At 63.3% G+C, this 19,410-nt stretch carries 21 protein-coding genes; 10 read left to right on the plus strand and 11 right to left on the minus strand.

The window, feature by feature from the left end; translation table 11 throughout:
* Window positions 1–18: 18 nt before the first annotated feature.
* The 8 genes from AC07UC_RS23475 to AC07UC_RS23510 are packed head-to-tail and all read left to right on the plus strand — an operon-like array spanning window position 19 to window position 7,619.
* The gene (locus AC07UC_RS23475; protein ID WP_494907554.1) at window positions 19–666 is read left to right on the plus strand and encodes an amino acid ABC transporter permease; all 648 of its coding nucleotides are present in this window, start codon (window positions 19–21) and stop codon (window positions 664–666) included.
* Window positions 667–675: 9 nt separating this feature from the next.
* The gene (locus AC07UC_RS23480; protein ID WP_494907555.1) at window positions 676–1,335 is read left to right on the plus strand and encodes an amino acid ABC transporter permease; all 660 of its coding nucleotides are present in this window, start codon (window positions 676–678) and stop codon (window positions 1,333–1,335) included.
* Window positions 1,332–2,096, plus strand: a complete 765-nt coding sequence (locus AC07UC_RS23485; protein ID WP_494907556.1) for an amino acid ABC transporter ATP-binding protein — start codon at window positions 1,332–1,334, stop codon at window positions 2,094–2,096. The genes AC07UC_RS23480 and AC07UC_RS23485 overlap by 4 nt, the downstream gene beginning before the upstream one ends.
* A gap of 8 nt (window positions 2,097–2,104) precedes the next feature.
* Window positions 2,105–3,745: a N,N-dimethylformamidase beta subunit family domain-containing protein gene (locus tag AC07UC_RS23490; protein ID WP_494907557.1), complete on the plus strand. Its 1,641-nt coding sequence runs from the start codon at window positions 2,105–2,107 to the stop codon at window positions 3,743–3,745.
* A 1-nt stretch (window position 3,746) separates the two neighbouring features.
* Window positions 3,747–5,132, plus strand: a complete 1,386-nt coding sequence (locus AC07UC_RS23495) for an aminotransferase family protein (protein ID WP_494907558.1) — start codon at window positions 3,747–3,749, stop codon at window positions 5,130–5,132.
* Between the two features lie 4 nt (window positions 5,133–5,136).
* Window positions 5,137–6,066 carry a 3,5-dioxohexanoate:acetyl-CoA acetone transferase gene (kce, locus tag AC07UC_RS23500; protein ID WP_494907559.1) on the plus strand — a complete coding sequence of 310 codons (930 nt, stop codon included), beginning with the start codon at window positions 5,137–5,139 and terminating at the stop codon, window positions 6,064–6,066.
* 9 nt (window positions 6,067–6,075) lie between these two features.
* Window positions 6,076–6,594: a GNAT family N-acetyltransferase gene (locus AC07UC_RS23505; RefSeq protein ID WP_494907560.1), complete on the plus strand. Its 519-nt coding sequence runs from the start codon at window positions 6,076–6,078 to the stop codon at window positions 6,592–6,594.
* A complete protein-coding gene (locus AC07UC_RS23510; protein ID WP_494907561.1) occupies window positions 6,591–7,619 on the plus strand; it encodes a histone deacetylase family protein in 1,029 nt (342 codons plus the stop codon). Before AC07UC_RS23505 ends, AC07UC_RS23510 begins: the two co-directional genes overlap by 4 nt.
* Before the next feature lie 15 nt (window positions 7,620–7,634).
* On the opposite strand, the gene AC07UC_RS23515 is transcribed toward AC07UC_RS23510, so the two are convergent.
* The 3 genes from AC07UC_RS23515 to AC07UC_RS23525 form a co-directional block, all read right to left on the minus strand.
* The gene (locus AC07UC_RS23515) at window positions 7,635–8,903 is read right to left on the minus strand and encodes a cysteine desulfurase-like protein (protein WP_494907562.1); all 1,269 of its coding nucleotides are present in this window, start codon (window positions 8,901–8,903) and stop codon (window positions 7,635–7,637) included.
* 46 nt (window positions 8,904–8,949) lie between these two features.
* The gene (locus tag AC07UC_RS23520; protein WP_494907563.1) at window positions 8,950–10,017 is read right to left on the minus strand and encodes an aldo/keto reductase; all 1,068 of its coding nucleotides are present in this window, start codon (window positions 10,015–10,017) and stop codon (window positions 8,950–8,952) included.
* A gap of 111 nt (window positions 10,018–10,128) precedes the next feature.
* Complete coding sequence (locus AC07UC_RS23525; RefSeq protein ID WP_172352985.1) at window positions 10,129–10,590, minus strand: hypothetical protein; 462 nt, start codon at window positions 10,588–10,590, stop codon at window positions 10,129–10,131.
* A gap of 386 nt (window positions 10,591–10,976) precedes the next feature.
* On the opposite strand from AC07UC_RS23525, the gene AC07UC_RS23530 reads away from it, so the two are divergent.
* On the plus strand, window positions 10,977–11,141 hold the full coding sequence (locus tag AC07UC_RS23530) for a hypothetical protein (RefSeq protein WP_081294723.1): 165 nt from the start codon (window positions 10,977–10,979) through the stop codon (window positions 11,139–11,141).
* A gap of 54 nt (window positions 11,142–11,195) precedes the next feature.
* Here the strand turns inward: AC07UC_RS23530 and AC07UC_RS23535 are convergent, their stop codons facing one another.
* On the minus strand, window positions 11,196–11,702 hold the full coding sequence (locus AC07UC_RS23535; protein ID WP_494907564.1) for a DUF1993 domain-containing protein: 507 nt from the start codon (window positions 11,700–11,702) through the stop codon (window positions 11,196–11,198).
* Between the two features lie 140 nt (window positions 11,703–11,842).
* Here AC07UC_RS23535 and AC07UC_RS23540 point away from each other — a divergent pair, with 140 nt between their 5' ends.
* Complete coding sequence (locus AC07UC_RS23540; protein ID WP_494907565.1) at window positions 11,843–12,898, plus strand: DUF1176 domain-containing protein; 1,056 nt, start codon at window positions 11,843–11,845, stop codon at window positions 12,896–12,898.
* A 30-nt stretch (window positions 12,899–12,928) separates the two neighbouring features.
* On the opposite strand, the gene AC07UC_RS23545 is transcribed toward AC07UC_RS23540, so the two are convergent.
* The 7 genes from AC07UC_RS23545 to AC07UC_RS23575 all read right to left on the minus strand — a co-directional run bounded on the left by AC07UC_RS23545 (window position 12,929) and on the right by AC07UC_RS23575 (window position 19,385).
* Window positions 12,929–13,822: an alpha/beta hydrolase family protein gene (locus AC07UC_RS23545; protein ID WP_494907566.1), complete on the minus strand. Its 894-nt coding sequence runs from the start codon at window positions 13,820–13,822 to the stop codon at window positions 12,929–12,931.
* A 32-nt stretch (window positions 13,823–13,854) separates the two neighbouring features.
* The gene (locus AC07UC_RS23550) at window positions 13,855–15,465 is read right to left on the minus strand and encodes an NTP transferase domain-containing protein (protein WP_494907567.1); all 1,611 of its coding nucleotides are present in this window, start codon (window positions 15,463–15,465) and stop codon (window positions 13,855–13,857) included.
* 66 nt (window positions 15,466–15,531) lie between these two features.
* Window positions 15,532–16,269 carry an XdhC family protein gene (locus tag AC07UC_RS23555; protein WP_494908975.1) on the minus strand — a complete coding sequence of 246 codons (738 nt, stop codon included), beginning with the start codon at window positions 16,267–16,269 and terminating at the stop codon, window positions 15,532–15,534.
* Between the two features lie 4 nt (window positions 16,270–16,273).
* Window positions 16,274–16,612 (minus strand): XdhC family protein, encoded by a 339-nt coding sequence (locus AC07UC_RS23560; RefSeq protein WP_494907568.1) that lies wholly within the window; start codon window positions 16,610–16,612, stop codon window positions 16,274–16,276.
* Window positions 16,613–16,661: 49 nt separating this feature from the next.
* Window positions 16,662–17,927 carry a vWA domain-containing protein gene (locus AC07UC_RS23565; RefSeq protein ID WP_494907569.1) on the minus strand — a complete coding sequence of 422 codons (1,266 nt, stop codon included), beginning with the start codon at window positions 17,925–17,927 and terminating at the stop codon, window positions 16,662–16,664.
* Window positions 17,928–17,931: 4 nt separating this feature from the next.
* Entirely contained in the window at window positions 17,932–18,861 is a 930-nt protein-coding gene (locus AC07UC_RS23570; protein ID WP_494907570.1) for an AAA family ATPase, read from the minus strand.
* Complete coding sequence (locus tag AC07UC_RS23575) at window positions 18,858–19,385, minus strand: flavin reductase (protein ID WP_494908976.1); 528 nt, start codon at window positions 19,383–19,385, stop codon at window positions 18,858–18,860. The genes AC07UC_RS23570 and AC07UC_RS23575 overlap by 4 nt, the downstream gene beginning before the upstream one ends.
* Window positions 19,386–19,410: the final 25 nt, after the last annotated feature.

Below are 19,410 nucleotides of genomic sequence, written 5' to 3' on the forward strand. Positions count from 1 at the left end.
CTCCAGCCGAGTCATTCCATGGATTTCGCCTTGATGAGCCGTGTCTTCCCGTTCTTTGTGGAAGCCGCGCTGGTGACACTGGAACTGACAGCGCTGGCCCTGGTTCTGGGGCTGGCAGCGGCGGCGTTGGCCGCGGCCGCCAGAATGTCGAGGTCGGCTATCCTGCGCGCCATCGGTACGGCCTATGTCAGCCTGTTTCGCGGCACGCCCTGCCTGATACAGCTCTTCGTGCTCTATTTCGGCGGTCCGCAGATCGGCATCAATCTGGATCCGTTCACGGCCGGGGTCGTCGGGCTTGGCCTCAACATCGGCGCCTATATGGCGGAATCGATCCGTGGCGCGTTAACAGCGATCGACCGCGGTCAGACGGAGGCTGCCCGCACGATCGGCTTCAGCCGCTTCCAGACCTTGCGCAAGGTCGTGCTGCCACAGGCCGCCCGGCTGATGATCCGCCCGCTCGGCGTCAACACGGTCGCGCTGTTGAAGGGTTCGGCACTGGTCTCCACCATCTCGGTCGTGGAACTGACCTATACCGCCCAGCGCTTCATCGGCTCGACCTACAAGCCGTTCGAGATCTTCGGCGTCGCCGCCCTGCTCTACATGGTCATGGTCTACGCCGTCGCCCGCATCGTCGACTTGCTCGACAAGCGCTTCGCCATCGTCTGAGGGAGTGCGATGCAAGGTTTGGATTTCACCGTCGTCGCTCCCTATTGGGACCTTTTGCTGACGGGCGCCTGGTGGACCGCGCTGCTTACGGTCTGGGCCGGAGCGCTCAGCTTCATCTTCGGCATCCTGTTCGCGGTCATCGTGCTCTATGCGCCAGCGATCCTCGCCTACCCCGTTCGCGCCTTCATGTGGCTGTTCATGGGCACGCCACTGCTGCTGCAGCTTTTCCTGATCTATTTCGGCCTTGTGCAAATCGGCATCGACATCCCCGCGCTGGCCGCCGGCATAATCGGGCTTGGCCTGCACTTCGCCGTCTACAATGCCGATGTCATCCGTGCCGGCATCGTGGCGGTCGATCCCGGTCAGACGGAAGGCGCGCGCAGCATCGGCTTCGGCAAGTGGCAGGCGCTGCGCTACGTCGTGATACCGCAAGCCATCCGCAACACGGCACCGCCGATCGGAAGCAATTTGATCGCACTGTTGAAAGAGTCCTCCATCGTCTCGGTCATCGGCATCGCCGAGCTTGTCCATTCAGCACAACTGGCGATCAGCGAAACCTTCCGCCCGTTCGAGTTCTACATCACGGCCGCCGCGCTCTATTACATCTTGAACCTAGTGCTCGAGGCGGCCTTGCATCGGTTTGAAAGACATGTGGAGGTTTCCCGATGAGCACGCGGCGGCCAATGGTCGAGGTCCGCGGCGCGCGCAAATCGTTCGGCGCGGTCGAGGTCCTCAAAGGCATCGACCTGTCAGTGGATCGGGGGCAGATCGTCGCGATTATCGGACCGAGCGGTTCCGGCAAGAGCACGCTGCTGCGCTCCATCAACCATCTTGAGACCTTGAACGGCGGCGAGGTGTGGCTGGACGGCGTGCAGGTCAACCAGAGACTGCACGGCCAGGCCTTCGAGCGGCACATCAACAAGGTGCGCCAGCACATGGGCATGGTGTTCCAGCACTTCAACCTGTTCCCGCACCTGACCGTGATCGAGAACATCACCATGGGACCGGTGATCCTGAAGGGCATGGCAAAAGACGAAGCCCGGGCCTTGGGGCATGGCCTCCTGTCCAAGGTCGGGCTGACCGACAAGATCGACGCCTATCCGTCGCGGCTTTCGGGCGGCCAGAAGCAGCGCGTGGCGATTGCGCGTGCGCTGGCCATGCAGCCCAAGGTGATGCTGTTCGACGAGGCAACCTCGGCCCTCGACCCGGAATTGGTCGACGAGGTCAACGCGGTGATGAAACAGCTTGCCGCCGAACACATGACCATGCTCATCGTAACGCACGAGATGCGCTTTGCCGGCGAGGTGGCCGACAGGGTGCTGTTCATGGACGGCGGCGTGGTGGTCGAGGAAGGCCCGCCGGGCGAGATCTTCCGCGCGCCCCAGAAGGAGCGCACGCGCACTTTTCTCAAGAAATATCTTTCCGCCTGAGTACGACGATGACCAGATTGCCCACGGAATTTCCCGATTTTGGACTGACGCCAGAGCAGCGCCGCCACGCGGTGCGCGGCCATTACTACGAGTGGCCCGGCATGGATGGCGAGCGTGGCGAAATCTGGTGTTACAGCGACCGCTTCTCCTATCGTGCCGGCGAAACGGTAACGCTGCATGTCAGTTCCACGGCTCCCTCCTTCGGCATGACGATCGTCCGCGACGGCGGCAGCGAGACAAAGGTGTTCGACAAGTCGGGAATCGCGGCGCGCTGGCAGGACAGTCCGGACCAGTGCTCGGCAGAAGGCTGTGGCTGGGAAGCGTCCTTCGAATTTCGTGTCGACGGCAGCTGGCCGTCCGGCGCCTATCGGATAACGTTGAGTGCCGAGGGGCGAGACGGCAAGCCGATCCGCAGCCACCATCTCTTCATTGTCTCTCCCCAGGCCGGCAAGAAGCCCGGCCGTGTGCTGCAAGTGGCGGCGACGGGCACCTGGCTCGCCTACAACACCTGGGGCGGCTCCAACCACTATCAGGGCATCACCGGGCCGGATCGCGACCAGTATTCCCCCATCGTGTCGACGCAGCGGCCCTGGTGCCGTGGCTTCGTCGTGCTGCCGAAGGATGCGCCGCGCGTGCCGCTGGAGGTCGCCGTGCCGCCGAAGACGGTGCCGCGTTACCCCCATATGGAATGGGCGCTTGCCACTGGCCATTCGAAGAAATACGCCTCGTCGGGCTGGGCAAGCTACGACAGCCACTTCTTCCGCTTCGCCGAACGGGCCGGCTATGAGGTCGACCTCGCCAGCCAGCACGATCTGCATTTCTCGCCCGATATTCTCGACGGCTATGACTGCGCCGTCTTCGTTGGCCATGACGAGTACTGGACCTGGGAAATGCGCGATGCGGTCGACAGCTACGTCGAACGCGGCGGCCATGCGGCGCGCTTTGCCGGTAATTTCATGTGGCAGACACGGCTGGAGGACGAAGGCCGCCGACAGGTCTGCTACAAATACCGCGCCCGCGCCGAAGACCCGGCCTATCGCGGCGGCGACGTCACCCGCGCCACCAATTCCTGGGAAGCGCCGGAAATCGGCCGGCCGGGTTCGGCAACCTTCGGGCTCGACGCGACACGCGGCCTCTACGCCGGCTGGGGCGGCTGCGCGCCGCGCGGCGTGCGCGGCTTTCCGGTTTACCGGCCCGAACACTGGGCGTTTGCCGGCGCCGGCATCTATTATGGCGACCTGCTCGGCGCCGACAGCCATGTCTATGGCTACGAGGTCGACGGGCTCGATTTCGAGATCCGCGGCGGCCTGCCCTACCCTACCGCGACCAGCGGTGCACCTGATGGATTGCAGGTCCTCGCCGTCGGCATGGCGTCCCAGGTCGAGGAGAGCGCCGATATCCCGATCGAGGACCAGTTCCTCACCGACGAGGATGGCCGTTTCAGCGCCGAGACGCTGTTTGGCGACAGGAGCGACGCCAATCTCGAAAAAGTCAAACGTGGCAACGGCATGATCGTCAACTTCCCGCGTGGCAAGGGCGAGGTCTTTCATGCCGGAAGCTGCGAATGGGTCGCCGGCCTGCTAAGACAAGACCCCATGGTCGAACGCGTCACCCAGAATGTCCTTGATCGCTACCTTGGAAAGTCCTGACATGTCGAACACCCAGACCGCCGCCCAAGCAACCGAGGCGCGCCGAGAATCGCATCTGTTCTACCTCTCCAGCCTGCGCCGGCCGCTCATCGACCGCGCCGAGGGCATCTACATGTGGACGCAGGACGGCCGCCGTTTCATCGACGGATCCAGCGGGCCGATGGTCGCCAATATCGGCCATTCCAACCGCAACGTTCTGGACGCCATGAAGCGGCAGATGGACCGTGCCACCTTCGCCTATCGCCTGCACTTCGAGAACGAGCCGGCGGAGGAACTGGCGCGCGAGCTCGCGGGCAAACTGCCGGAAGGCATGGACCGCATCTTTTTCGTCTCGGGCGGCTCGGAAGCCACGGAATCCTGCATCAAGCTGGCGAGGCAATGGGCGGTCGCCACCAGCCAGGCCAGCCGCTGGAAGGTGATCACGCGTTTTCCCTCCTATCATGGCGGCACGCTGGGTTCGCTCTCGATCACCGGCGACGATGCGCTGGCCGAAACCTTTGAGCCGATGATGCGGGTGATGCCGACCGTGCCCGCGCCAACCGCCTGGCGCGACCGCGACAATCTCTCGATGGAGCAGCGCGGCGTCCGCTATGCCGACATGCTGGAGGAAAAAATCCTCGCCGAAGGACCGGAGAGTGTCGTCGCCTTCATCATGGAGCCGATCGGCGGTGCCGCCACCGCCGCTCTTGTGGCGCCCGACAGCTATTACGCACGCATCCGCGAGATCTGCGACCGCTACGGCATCCTGCTGATCCATGACGAAGTGATGAGCGGCGCCGGCCGCACCGGCAAATTCCTCGGCGGCGATCACTGGAACTGCAAGCCCGACATCGTCGCGCTGTCGAAGGGGCTGGGCTCGGGCTATGCCCCGCTCGGCGCGCTGGCGGCCCCAATGCGGCTGGTGCAGCCGCTGCTTGCCTCCGGCGGCTTCCAGCACGGCCACACCTATGCCGGCAATCCGTTGGCCTGCGCCGCTGGTCTCGCCGTGCTCGGCGAAATGGACCGCCTCGACTTGATCGCCAATGCCGCTGCCATGGGCGACGTTCTGATGGACGGGCTGAAGGGGCTGGCGACGCGCTTTCCGTTCGTTGCCGACGTGCGCGGCAAGGGCCTGCTGACCGGAGCCGAGATGGTTGCCGATCCGGAGACATTGCGGCCGATCGACCAAGGCAAGAAAGCCACGCAGCGTCTGCTCGACCTTGCCTATGAGCGCGGGCTGATCATCTATGGCCGCAGGGTCAAGGGCGGCGTCGACGGCGACAATTTCATGGTCGCGCCGCCGATGATCGTCACCAGCGAACAGGTCGGCGAGATCGTCTCCATCATCGGCGACTCGCTGGAGGTTCTGGCTTCCGAGCTCGACCTGCCGGTCGAAGGCCGGGGGTAAGGAAATGGCGCCGCGAAAAGTCATCATCACCTGCGCCGTCACCGGCTCGGTGCACACGCCGTCAATGTCGCCCTATCTGCCGGTGACGCCGGACCAGATCGCGACCGACGCGATCGCGGCAGCGGAAGCCGGCGCCTCGATCCTGCATCTGCATGCCCGCGACCCCAAGGACGGACGGCCAACGGCCGATCCGGGCGTGTTCATGCAGTTCCTGCCGCGCATCAAGCAGGCAACCGACGCGGTGATCAATATCACCACCGGCGGCTCCTCGTTGATGACACTCGACCAGCGGCTGGAGGCCCCGCTCCGAGCCGAGCCCGAAATGTGCTCGCTCAACATGGGCTCGATGAATTTCGCGCTGTTCCCGATGCTCGACAAGCCACGGGAGTGGCAGCATGAGTGGGAGCCAAAGCTGCTCGAAGCCACCCGCGACACCATCTTCAAGAACACCTTCGCCGACATGGAGGGCGTGCTTGAGAGGCTGGGCAAGGGCTGCGGCACGCGCTTCGAATTCGAGTGCTACGATGTCGGCCACCTCTATTCGCTGGCGCATTTCCGCGATCGGGGCCTGGTGTCGGGGCCGCTGTTCATCCAGTTCGTGCTGGGTATTCTGGGCGGCATCGGCGCCGACCCGGACAATCTCATCCATATGAAGCGGATTGCCGACAAACTGTTCGGCGACAGCTACCAGTTCTCCGTGCTGGCCGCAGGCCGCAACCAGATGCCGCTGATCTCGATCGCCGCGGCAATGGGGGGCAACGTCCGTGTCGGGCTGGAAGACAGTCTCTACGATGGCCGCCAGCTGGCGAAATCCAATGCCGACCAGGTGCGCCGTATCCGTGGCATTCTCGACGGGCTGTCGCTGGAGGTTGCCACGCCAGCCGAGGCGCGCGACATGCTGGCGCTCAAAGGCGGCGACCGGGTGGCGTTTTGAGGCAAGACCGTGACCAATCCAACCCTCAGTGACGTCCTGATCCGCCCCGGACGGATCGAAGACGCCGAAACGATCCACGCCGCCCTTCTCAAACTCGGCACCCATATCGGCGCGCATCAGGAGATCACGTCCACATCAGATGATCTCCGCCGCTACGGCTTTGGCGAAAAGCCCGCCTTCTCGACCCTGATTGCCGAGATTGGCGCCGAGTTCGCCGGCCTCTGCCTGCATTTCCCGATCTTCTCGACCTGGATGGGGCGGCCCGGCGTCTATGTGCAGGACCTCTATGTCGAGGACCGCTTTCGCGGCCGCAAGATCGGCGAACGGCTGCTGCGGCGCGTCGCGGCGGAATGCCGGAAAGAAGGCGGCGTCTATCTCAGGCTGTCGGTCGACACCGACAATGAAGGCGCCAAGGCCTTCTACGAGAAGCTTGGCGTCGCCTGGTCGAGTTACGAACAAACGCAGAAGATCGTCGGCGAAGCCTTCTTTGCCTTCGCCGGCGCGCCGGAAAATGGGGGACAGGAATGAAGGCTTTTTATGCCGAGGAGCAGAAGCGGCACGACCCCAAGGCCTTTCTTTCCAGCGGCGCGCCGCAGCCAAACCCGGAAAAACCCGAGCGCGTCGAAAGATTGTTAGCCGGCGCAAAATCCGCCGGCTGCACGATCGAGCGACCGCGAAATCACGGGCTCGGTCCGGTTGCCGCCGTGCATACGCCCGAATATCTCGACTTCCTCGAACACATTTTCGAGCGCTGGCAACGCATCGACGGCGCGTCCGCCGAAGTGATCCCCAACATCCACCCGATCGCACGTAACGGCTCCTATCCGGCCTCGGCGGTTGGCCAGGCCGGCTACCATATGGCCGACACAGCCTGCCCGATCTCGGGCGAGACCTGGCACAGCGCATTGTGGAGCGCCTGGAGCGCGGTCGAAGCCGCTGAAACGGTAATTGCTGGCGCGCCGGCGGCCTATGCGCTGTGCCGCCCGCCCGGCCATCATGCCTTTTCCGATGTCGCCGGGGGCTTCTGCTTCATCAACAATTCGGCGGTCGCGGCGCAGGTGCTGCGCAAGCAGGCAGCACGTGTGGCGATCCTCGATGTCGACCTGCACCACGGCAACGGCACGCAAGGCATCTTCTATGCGCGGCCCGACGTGCTCACAGTCTCGCTGCACGCCGATCCGGTGCGCTTCTATCCGTTCTTCTGGGGACACGCCGACGAGCGCGGCGAAGGCGCGGGCCTCGGCTACAATTTCAACCTGCCGCTGCCGCGCAAATCCGCCGACGCGGCGTTTCTGGAAGCGCTGGCGGTGGCCTTCCAGCGCATCCGCGCCTTTTCACCGGATGCGCTGGTCGTGGCGCTCGGCCTCGACGCCTTCGAGGGCGACCCGTTCGGCGGGCTTTCGGTGACGACGCCCGGCTTCTCACGCATTGGCGAAGCGATCGCAAAGCTTGGCCTGCCGACGGTGATCGTCCAGGAAGGCGGCTATCTCTGCGACGCGCTTGGCGACAATCTCACCGCCTTCCTCACCGGCTTCGGCGGCAAGGCGCGGTGACGGTTCACGCTTGCGTCAGGAACGCTGCTGCCTGAGCATGGCGATGACCCGATGCACGCTCTCCAGCGTCTCGTCGATCTCAGCCGCCGTGTTGTAGTGGGCGATACCGATGCGCACGACGCCCTGCTCGGCTGGAATGCCGAGTTGGTGGACGATCTCCCAGGCGTAGTTGTGGCCTGACCACAGGAAGATGTTCTCGGCATTCATCTGCCGCACGATCGTCTCCGGTACGATGCCGTCGACGGTGAACGAGACTGTCGGCACGCGATCGCCGAGCCGCTTCGGATCGGTGATGCCATGGATTGTCAGGCCTGGAATGTCGGACAGGCCATCGATCAGTCTTTGCGCCAGCGGGTTTTCATAGGCGATGGACACTTCGAACGCCTTGGCGATCTTTTGCCTGCGCGAGCCAGTCTCGCCCGCCGCCTCGCCCAGCCCTGCAAAATGATCGACCGCCGCCGTGAGGCCGGCCATCAGCTCGATCTGCGGCGTGCCAAGCTCGAATCGCTCCGGCAGGCCATTGGACGAACAGCGGCATTTATAGGGTTTCAGGCCTTCGATGACGTCACGCCGGCCCCACAATATGCCCATATGCGGGCCGAAGAATTTGTAGGCCGAGCAGATCAAGAAATCGCAGCCGAGGTCCTGCACGTCGATCAAGCCGTGCGGCGCGAACTGCACGGCGTCGACATAGACCAGCGCGCCGGCCTGTTTTGCGATGGCAGTCAACGACCTGACCCGGTTGATCGAGCCGGTCAGGTTGCTGGCGTAGTTCAATGCGACCAGCCGTGTCTTGTCGGAGAGCAGACCAGCCAGGGTCGCCTCTTCGACCTGCCAGCTCTGTTCATCGAATGGCAGCCAGCGCACGACGAGGCCAAGGTCCTCGGCCAGTTGCAGCCAGGGCGAGACATTGCCTTCGTGATCCATGCGGGTGAGGATGATCTCGTCGCCGGGCTTCAGCGAGCGGCCGAGCGTGCGCGACATATGATAGGTCAGCGTCGTCATGTTGGCGCCGATAATGATTTCATCGGGGCTCGCGGCACCAAGGAAATCGGCCATAGCCTGATGCGCCTCGTCGACCACGGTCTGGGCGGCGACCGTCGTTTCGAAGTAGCCGCCGAGATTGGCATTGGTCGTGAGCAGGCAGCGCGATACCGCATCGGCGACGGCCTGGGGCACCTGCGTGCCGGCCGGGTTGTCGAGATAGATGCGGCGGCGTCCCTTGTCGCTCAGGGAAAGTGCGGGGAATTTTCCGCGCACGGCCTCTATCGGAAAGTCCACCATCGTCTCCACCCCCTTTTGTTATTCCTCGATAATCCATCCCCTCCAATCAGGGACAGGGATTGCCGACCCGCTGGTGGACCGCATCCACCGCCTTCTGCATCTCTTCGGTCCAGACAACATCCACCGAAGACAATGCCATTTCGAGTTGCGAAATGGTTGTCGCGCCAATGATATTCGACGTGACGAAGGGTCGGCTCGAGACATAGGCGTTGGCAAACAAGGCCGGCTCCAGGCCAAAGGTGCGCGCCAGCTCATTGTATTCGAGCAGCACCGCGGCGGCATTCGGCGTCTCGTAGCGCTGGCCGCGATTGAACAGCTGCGAGCGTGAGCCCTGCGGTCGGGCGCCATGGTCGTATTTACCGGTCAGATAGCCTTGCGCCAGCGGCGAATAGGCAAGCAATGAGACGTCCTCACGCTCGCAGACCTCGGCGAGGTTCACCTCGAAGGTGCGGTTGACGAGATTGTAGGCGTTCTGGATCGAGTCCACGCGCGGGCCGATCCCCTTGTCGGCCTCTGAGAGGTAACGCATGACGCCCCAGGAACTTTCGTTCGACAGGCCGAAATGGCGGATCTTTCCTGCCTTCACCAATTCATCGAAGACGCCAAGCGTCTCGGCGATCGGCGTTTCGTTGGCTGGTGCGCCGTCAGCATCGGCGCGCCGCGCCACCGCCCCGACACGCGTCGGGTTGGCGCCCCAGGGGATGTCCCGCTCCGGCCAGTGGATCTGGTAGAGGTCTAGATAGTCCGTGCCGAGCTTGGCCAGCGACTTGTCGATGGCGTCAAGAATATCGGCGCGCACCAGTTGCGACGGCCTGTCGCCGCGAAACCAGTTATTGGCTGTGCGACCAACGACCTTGGAGGCCAGGATCACCTGGTCGCGGTTGCCCTTGGCCTTCATCCAGCTGCCGATGATCTTTTCCGTCCGCCCTTGCGTCTCCGCCTTGGGCGGGATCGGATAGAGCTCGGCGGTGTCGATGAAATTGACGCCGCGCGAAAAAGCCAAATCCATCTGGGCGTGGCCCTCGGCTTCGGTGTTCTGCTGGCCCCAGGTCATCGAACCAAGGCAGATCTGGGTAACAAGAAGATCGGTCCGACCGAGACGGCGTTTGTGCATGAAATTCTGCTCCGGAGGGAAAGCGTGCGCGGGAGGCTGCATCTATAGGGAAAGCCAAGGCGCTCTCCAAGCCTCGCCAGGCCGACTTTTGCGTGAACCAGCGCTGGTTGACTAGCGGCGAGCGCCGGCCACTGCGCGGCGCTTGGCCTCGTCGATCAGCATGTTGGCCACCTGCATGCGGATCATGGCGCGCTGGCGCAGATGCGGGGCGACGCGATCGGGATGGTTGCTGAAAGCAAAGCTGCGGCGCATGCGGCCGAAATCGGCAACGCCCTTGGGCTTGTCCAGCCCCAGTTCGGCCGCGATCGATTCAGGATCGATCGGCGGCAGTTTTTCCTCAGGCTTGGGTTCCTCGCCGGCCAGGGCCAGTTTGGCGTGGTCGAGCAAGGCAGCGAATTCGCTCGCCAGATCAGCGCCGGCCTCGCGATATTCGGCGGCCGATACTTTTATGCGGCCGGAATGGAGTTCATCGGCAACCGAGAGATAGTCGAATGGAATGGAAGGACGCGCACCGGCCTCGTCGCCCTCGATGCCGTCGCCCTTGTCGGAGGCAACGAAGAGGTCGTCGAGCAGCGAAGCAAAATCGCGCTTGGCGCTGGTAGCGATGTCAGCCTCCCCTTGCCCGACTGTCAGGTTTCCAGGAACATAGAACCGGCTCGTTAAAAATACATACCACCGATCTTGATGAATTTAGCCATTCGAAGGATCGCACCGGGCGCTCAAACAAAAAGCCGGACTGCACTTTCATGCAGTCCGGAAATTCGCCAGGAGTGGCGAGGAAAAACTGGCCATGAGCCAGCGTCGAAGCCTACGGTTCGTGCGGCCCGGAAGTTTCACTGGTCCGCAAAAAAGTTTGATGAAAATCATCCGGACATAGCAGGCATGCAAATGCTGCACTGCACAATTGTCACGATTCACCTATATTGGCAGCCGTGGAGGACCAATCAGGAGCCTGAATCATGGGTTTCTTCACGGAAATGTTCGCCCGGCCGCGTCCACAGGAACATCTGAGATACCGCGCGGCGCTCGCGCTGCTTCACTCGATGAGCAATGCCGACCGCGCCGATATCGGCATCAAACCCGCCGATTTTCCGCGCATCGCCCGCGAAATGTCCATTCGCTAAAGCAGCCTGCGAGATGTCCCGGATCGATCCGGGACATCTCGAAACGTCAGCCGCTCAACGCGATCCCAGGAATGTCGCCTTGCCCAGCGGCACGCCATTGTGGCGAAGGATGTCGTAAGCGGTGGTGAGGTGGAAGTAGAAGTTGGGCATGGCCACATGCAGCAGATACTGCATGCCGCCCAACGTCGTTTCGCGCCCGCCAAGCTTCAACTCGATCACCTTGTCGTCGGAACCGTCGATATCGGCGGCCGAGAACGTTGCCAGAAGCGTGAGCGTCTTGGCTATCCGCGCCTCGAGATCGGCAAAGCTTGCCTCATTGTCCTCGTATTTCGGCACCTCGCGGCCGGCCAGGCGCGACGGCGCCCCCTTTGCATGGTCGGTGGCAATCTGCACCTGCCGGGTCAACGCGAACATGTCCGGCGCAAGCCGCGCCGTCAAAAACACCTGCGGGTCGATCTTGCGGTCAAGCGCGTTTTGTTCGGCAGCCACCAGCACACTGGAAAGTGCTTTCAGCCTGGCTGAAAACACGGGCACGGATGCCTCATACATCGATATCGTCACGTCAAATCTCCTGTCCGGTCCGAGTGCCGGCGAAGGGACGTAGCGCCTATGCGAACGATTCTTCAAGCGCCGCGGGCACCGCGTCACCACGCCGCCGCAATCGCCGTGGTAGAATTTCCGTTATCGAGCGGAGATTCCCGATGAGACGCGTCCTTCTCGCAGCGACTTCCCTTCTCTCCCTTGCCATGTCTGGCCAAACGGCGCTGGCCGCCGATGACACCGCGCCCGAAGCGCCCTATGTCGACGACCGCTCGAGCGCCGAGGCGGTGATCCGCTCCCTCTACAGCGCCATCAACCGACATGAATTCGCCCGCGCCTGGGGTTACTACGGCGATACGAAGCCGGCTAAGGATTTTGACAGCTTCGTCAAAGGCTATGACGGCACCAACAAGGTGGAAGTCGCGACCGGTGCCATTTCGGACGAAGGTGCCGCAGGCAGCATCTTCTATAACGTCCCAGTCGCCATTCGTGCCACGGACAAGAGCGGCGGCGAAAAGGTCTTTGCCGGCTGCTACACGCTGCGCCAGGTGAATGCCCAGATCCAGGCGGCGCCGCCCTTTGATCCGATCCACATCGAAAAAGGCGCGTTGAAACCTTCGACCGCCAATTTCGAGGAAGCTGTGCCGCCAAGCTGCGGCGACGGCCCGCCGCCACCCAAGAAGGACACCGCGCTGGAGCAGGCCAAGAAGGCATTCCTGGCGACCTATGGCGACCAGTGCGACAAGGAGCTTCTGGCCAATGAGCCGGAGACTTTTTCGATCAAATACAAGGACAAGGATGCGCAGCCCGCCGACCCCGACAAGGAAACACGCCTCTTCCATTTCTCCTGCTCGGCCGCAGCCTACAATGAAAACTCCGTCTACTACATGAGCGACGATGTGTCAGGGGTGCGGCAGTTACAGTTCACCGAGCCCGAGATGGACATTCGCTACGTGAACAATGACAGCGAAGGCAAGGTCGAATCCATGCACATTGTCGGCTTCCGGACGACAGGCTGGGCGACCAATTCCAACTATGACAAGGATGCCCACACGATCACGACGTTCGACAAATGGCGCGGCGTCGGAGATGCCTCTTCATCGGGCACCTATCTGTTCCGCAATGGCGACTTCTCGCTGGTCCAGTATGATGTCGACGCGTCCTATGACGGCGAGGAAAACCCGCAGACGGTTGTCGACTACAACACCGCGCCTTGAGCACCGAACGGCTTCAGGCCAGCCAGTCGATCAAGGCGCCTTCGACAGCATCCAATTGAGCGTTCCGCGCCAGTCGGCCATGCGGATTGGCGTGCCGTGGGTGCCCGTCTCGAAACGGACGAAGCGGGTCGGGTAGGTCTTCGATTTGGCCAGGATGGAGCGAAAGAACGCTTCCTGGTTCGCCACGGGGAAGACCACGTCATGGCTGCCTTGACCGAAGAAGACCGGCACGCGGCGTTTGAAGGCGGGGCTGGCAAAAAAGCTCTCGTCCCATAGCGATCCGAGCAGCAGCAAGCCATTTATGCGGCCGCCCGTATCCTTGCGCCCGGCAAGCTTCCAGCACAGCGCACCACCCATTGAGCCGCAGGCGACGAAGATCTTCGCGCCAGGCGACTGCTCTGCATAGTGATCGATCAGAGCCGCGACTTGTGCGGCACCCTTGTCGCCGAAATCGGGAAAATCCGGCGAGAGATAAAGACCGCCATTGCCGGCCATCAGGTTCTTGATGCGGTTGAAATTGCCGCCGAAGGTGAAGTCGTCGACCCCCTGTTTGCGGCTGCCACCCTGCCCGTGCAGGTAGAGCACGATGATCGCGGCGCCTTGCGTCTTGCCGACGGCGACATGCCTGACATCGCCGGCGTCGGTCTTCAACATCAGATCCTGCTGCACCTTGCGTACGCTGGCGTCGGTGTATTGCGGGTGGACGCGCTTTTCCGGCACCTCGTCACGCTGGTTGATGTCGCGCATCTCGCGATAGTCGATGACCGTATAGGCGCCGCCGTCGCCGGTGGATAATGTCGCCGGATAGGCGAAAAGATCATCCTTGAAGGGTTTCAGTTCGAGAGCATGGGCGTAATCGACAGCGCAAAGAACAAACGCTGCGACCAGAAAGCCGTGGAATGGGGAGAGGATACGAAGAGCCATAACGCAGGCATGCGTAATGAAACTCGGGTTTGTCAATCCTGCAGCACGCCGCCGGCGCCTTCGAGCGCTTCGCGGGTGTCGACATCGACAGACGCGCCCTCGCCGATCTCGACATCGATGACATCGAGCCCTTCGGCCTCGACCAGATGGCGAGCGCCGGTGTCGCCTTCGAGGTGGGCGATGGCCGGGAACAGCGAGCGCGGTAAAAGCACCGGATTGCCGCGCTTGCCCGCATGCGAGGCGCGGACCACGGAATTGCCCCCGGCTCTACGGAAGGCATCGATCAACCGGTCAAGATCGTCCGACTCAACGCCAGGCATGTCACCCAGAACGATCATCGCAGCGGCGATGTCTTCGGGCAGATAGGCAATGCCGGCTTTCAGCGAGGTGGACAGGCCATCGGCGAAATCGGGATTGTCGGCGAAGGTGACGTCGAGACCCGACAATGCCGCGCGCACCCGTTCGCGCTGATGGCCGGTGACGACGATCGTGCCCGATACCTTCGAGCCAAGCGCGCGCTCGGCGGTGCGGCGCACCAGCGGCTTGCCGTCGAACAGCGCCATGAGCTTGTTCGGTCCACCCATGCGGCTCGACCGGCCGGCGGCAAGAAGCACGGCGGCGACCTTGAGATGGGTCTTGGCCGGCAGGGGTTCGCGCGGCTGCGGCCGCGTCGGGATTTCCATCAACAGCCCGCCGACTCCCATGCCGGCGATGTCCTTCGCGGTGACGTCGAGGCCGGCAACCAGACGGTCAAGCACCCAGTCGAAGCCGTTTTCCTTGGGGCTGCGGGCGCAGCCGGGCGCGCCGATGACGCGCTTGCCGGCAAGCGTTCCCAGCACCAGAAGATTGCCGGGATCGACAGGCATGCCGGCGCGGATGACAGTCCCGCCCGCCATCTCGATCGCCGCCGGAACGACATCGGCGAAATCGCTCATCGCCGAGGCGCCGAAGATCACCACCATGTCGTTCTCGCGCACCAGCGAGCTCGCAGCCTGCGCCACCGGCGCGATCTCATGCGGCGTGCGGCGCTCCGCCGTCAGCCTGCCGCCCGAACGCGCCAACCGTGCCTCGGTGACGCGCAGCGTCTTGTCGAGTACGCTGGGCTTGATGCCCGGCAGGACCGTCTGGATGACCCCGACACGCACCGGCCGATAGGCATTGACGGCAAAGATCTCGCCGCCGGCGCAGATTTTCGCGACCGCATCGACCAGCGCGGAGCTGACCGCGAATGGGATGATCTTCACCGTTGCGACCATCTGCCCTTTTTCGACCGGCGCATGCTGCGCCAGCGTGGCAAGGGTGATGGCGGGATCAACGGCGTTGATGGCGTCGATCATCGCGGCATCGACCGTGAAGATGCCCGATGCCCTGGCGTGGAGATTGACCCGGCCGGTGGCGGCCGGCCTGACATCGATGCCGCTGAAGCTCATGCTCTCGGCAATTTTTTGCGCCGCGGCGTCCTCGCCGAGATCTTCGGAGGAAAGCACGGCAGCGACGACCTGCGAGATACCTGCCCGCTTGAGCAGGGAGATGTCTTCGGCGCTCAACCTGTGCGCCTTGCGAAACCGCTTTTCGCCGGCGGTGGTGGCGTGCGCCAGCACCGCGCCTTCGGCCTCTTCAATGGCAACCGGACCGAATTTCACGCCACAGCGCCCGCAGAGCGCCGCGCGTCCACTTGGACGCGCAAAGAACGCTCTGCTGCTTTGAATCTACGCATCGTGCTTCTCCAAAATCGATTCCGATCCTTGGGCCGATGCGGAGGCATCAAGGCCGCGCGAGCGGAAGGCGTAGATGGTCTGCGCCAGCACCGCGACGGCGATCTCGGCGGGGCTGGCGGCACCGATGTCGAGGCCGATCGGCGCATGAATGCGGGCGATCTGGTCGGCAGTCGCGCCCAGCGCCAGCAGGCGTTCGACGCGCTTTGCATGGGTCTTGCGGCTGCCAAGCGCACCAATATAGAAGCAGTTGGCGTCGAGCGCCGCCTTCAACGCGAAGTCGTCGATCTTCGGGTCATGAGTGACGGCGGCAAGCGCCGTGTAACTGTCGAGTGGCTGGCGCTTCAGCACATCCTCCGGCCACTCGGCATGCAGGGCAATGTCGGGAAAGCGGTCCGATGTGGCGAAGGCCGTGCGCGGATCGATGATCTCCAGGGGATAGCCAGCGATCCTGGCCATCGGCGCCAGCGCCTGGCTGATATGGACGGCACCGATCACCACGAGGCGCGGCTGCGGCAGATGCGCATTGAGAAAGAAGGTCCGTCCTTCCGCCTCGACGGAACCGGAATTGCCCGATCGAAATGCCCTGGCGATCGCGGCTCCAAGATCGCCCGCGACCTGGTCGCCCTCACGCACGATGCGGTCGCGGCCATCGCCGAGATCGGTGACGAGGATCGCTGCGCGGCGGGCGCGGCGCTCTTCGTTGAGCGTTTTCAGCGCGTAGGGATCCATTGGATCAGCCAAGCCTTTCCACATAAACCTTGATACGGCCACCGCAGGACAGGCCGACCTGCCAGGCGGTCTCGTCGGCAACGCCGAATTCCAGCATCCTGGCGTTGCCGGAGCCGATGACGTCGATCGCCTCGGTCACCACGGCGCCCTCGACGCAGCCGCCGGAGACAGAACCGTGGAAATTGCCGTCAGCATCGATGACAAGGTGGCTGCCGACCGGGCGTGGCGCCGAACCCCAGGTCTCGACCACCGTCGCGATAGCGACATCCTTGCCGTCCCTCATCCAACCTTCCGCGATGATCAGCGGATCGCGGGCCTCATCGAGATAAAGACTGTCACTCATCGTTGCTTCTCTCAGGGTCTGTTTTTCCAAGGGCCGAGAAAACATATGGCTATGCGGCGTGTCTCTCGCCAGCGTCAATCCATCGGCGTGGATCGACCGATTGTGCCGACTTCTTGTCGAGTGACGCGCAGAGGTCGGCGAGCGCATCGAGATTGTGCACCGAGCGGAATTCGTCGACATGCGGCAGCATCGCCTTGACGCCGCGGGCGCGCGCCTGAAAACCATCAAAGCGCAGCAACGGGTTCAGCCAGATCAGCCGCCGGCAGGATTTGTGCAGCCGCTCCATCTCCTCCGAGAGGCCGGCGACATCGTCACGCTCCAGCCCGTCGGTTATCAGAAGCACCACCGCACCCTGCCCCAGCACGCGCCGCGACCATATCAGGTTGAACTCGGCCAGCGTGTCACCGATTCGTGTGCCGCCGGACCAGTCCTTGACCGCCATCGAACAGTCGGCAAGGGCGGCATCGGGATCGCGATGGCGCATCTGCCGGGTCAGGTTTGTCAGCCGCGTGCCGAAGACGAAGGTGTGCACGCGCCGGCGCTTTTCCGTCAGGGCGTGCAGGAAATGCAGGAAGATGCGCGTATACTGGCTCATCGAGCCGGAAATGTCGGCCAGCACCACCAGCGGCGGATGAACTTCGCGCGCCGAGCGGAATTTCGGCAGGATCAATTCGCCGCCGGTGCGCGCGGCTGAGCGCATCATGGCGCGCGGATCGATGCGGCGGCCATGCGCGTCGGCCTTGAAGCGCCTTGTCCGCACCATGTCGACGGGCAGCCGCAGCTCGGCGATCGCCTTCCTGGCATCGGCCATCTCGGCTGCGTTCATCTGGGCGAAATCCTTGCCCCGCAACACCTCGCTGCCGGAAAAGGTGAAGCGGGCATCGACCTCGATCTCAGGGACTTCCTGCGGCGGCTGGTTCTTCTGGTGGCCTTCGAACATCGCCTGGCTGACACGGTTTTCGGCCGCGCGCGGCTTCTGCTTCTCCCTGACGTCAGGCGCCACAGGGGAAAACATCGCCAGCAATTTCTCGATCAGTTCGCGCGATTTCCAGAACAGCCGGAAGGCCTCGTCGAAGGTCGGGTGATCCTCATGCCTGGACACCAGCACGGCATGCAGGGTCCAATAGAAATCGTCGCGCGAGCCGATGCCGGCGGCCAGCACCGCCTCGATGGCATCCTTGACGGAAGCCGGCCCGACCCGCATGCCGGCCTTGCGCAAGGTGCGGGCGAAATAGACGATGTTGTCGGCGATGCGCCCATCCGCCGTCGCGTCCGTGGGGTCAGCCTCTTTGGGGTAAGCACCCGGCGCCTTCATCGCGCTACTCGGCCGCCGCGAGCTCGGCCTTGACCTCGTCGAGGATGCGCCGGCCTTCGCCCGAACCAATGCGGGCAATGTCGTCCTGGTATTTCAACAGCACGCCGATCGTGTCGGATACGGTCCCCGGGTCGAGCGCCACCTTGTCGAGTTCCGTCAGCGCGCCGGCCCAGTCTATGGTTTCGGCAACGCCCGGCACCTTGAACAGCTCGATCTGGCGCAGCTTCTGGATGAAGGAGACCACCTCCGCCGAAAGCCGTTGGTTGGCCCGCGGCACCTTGCGGCGCACGATCTCCAGTTCGCGCTCGGCATTGGGATAATCGACCCAGTGATAGAGGCAGCGCCGCTTCAAAGCGTCGTGGATCTCGCGGGTGCGGTTGGTGGTGATGATGACGATCGGCGGCTCTTCCGCCTTGATGGTGCCGAGTTCGGGCACCGTCACCTGGTAGTCGGAGAGGATTTCGAGCAGGAAGGCCTCGAAGGCTTCGTCGGTGCGGTCGAGCTCGTCGATCAGGAAGACAGGCGCGGCACCTGCCTTGCCGGTCAGCGCATCGAGCACCGGGCGGCGGATCAGGTATTTTTCGGAGAACACGTTGCGCTCCATGGCGGAGCGGTCGACCTTGCCGGCCGCCTCCTCCATGCGGATCTCGATCATCTGCGCGGCGTAGTTCCACTCGTAGACGGCGGAGGAGACATCGAGCCCTTCATAGCACTGCAGCCGGATCAGCCGGCGGCCAAGCGCCTGCGCCAACACCTTGGCGATTTCGGTCTTGCCGACTCCGGCCTCGCCCTCGAGGAACAAGGGCCGGTTCATGCGCAGCGACAGGAAAAGCACGGTCGCCAGCGACCGGTCCGCCACATAGTCCGCGCCGGTCAGGAGATCGAGCGTCTCGTCGATCGTCCGCGGCACGGGGCGCGGGTTCAGCTCGGTCATTCTTTCTCCGTGAACGCCGCCGTTCCGCTGTCCAGGACGTGATAGCCGCGGGCGTGGTAGATCAGCGGCCGCAAATTATCGCCCATGCGCAGGCCTGTCACCTTGCCAAAAAGCACACGATGGGTGGCCAGATCCTTGGTGTCGATCAATTCGCAGTCGAAGACCGCGAGCGCGCCCTTGAGCGTCGGCGCGCCGGTGGAAATCACATCCCATTCGCCGAGCGCAAAACGCTCCTCGACCGGCAGACCGGTAATGCCGGAAAAGCCGATCGACAGCGGCTCCTGGTGCGAAGCCAGCGTGTTCAAGGCAAACTTGCCGTTTTTCACGAACAGCTCATTCTTGGCATTTTCACGGTTGAGGCAGACCAGGATGGTCGGAGGGGTGTCCGACACGGAACAGGCGGCGATCACCGTGGTGCCGCGCTTGCCGGCAGGGCCGTCTGTCGTGACCACATGGACGTGACCGGCAAAATGGCTCATCGCGTCGCGATAGGCCTGCGGTCCAATGTCATTCTTCTTCAGCACAAGAACTTTTCCACAGTCAGAACCC

It is taken from the genome of Mesorhizobium sp. GW821-FHT04C10 (genome assembly GCF_059420305.1).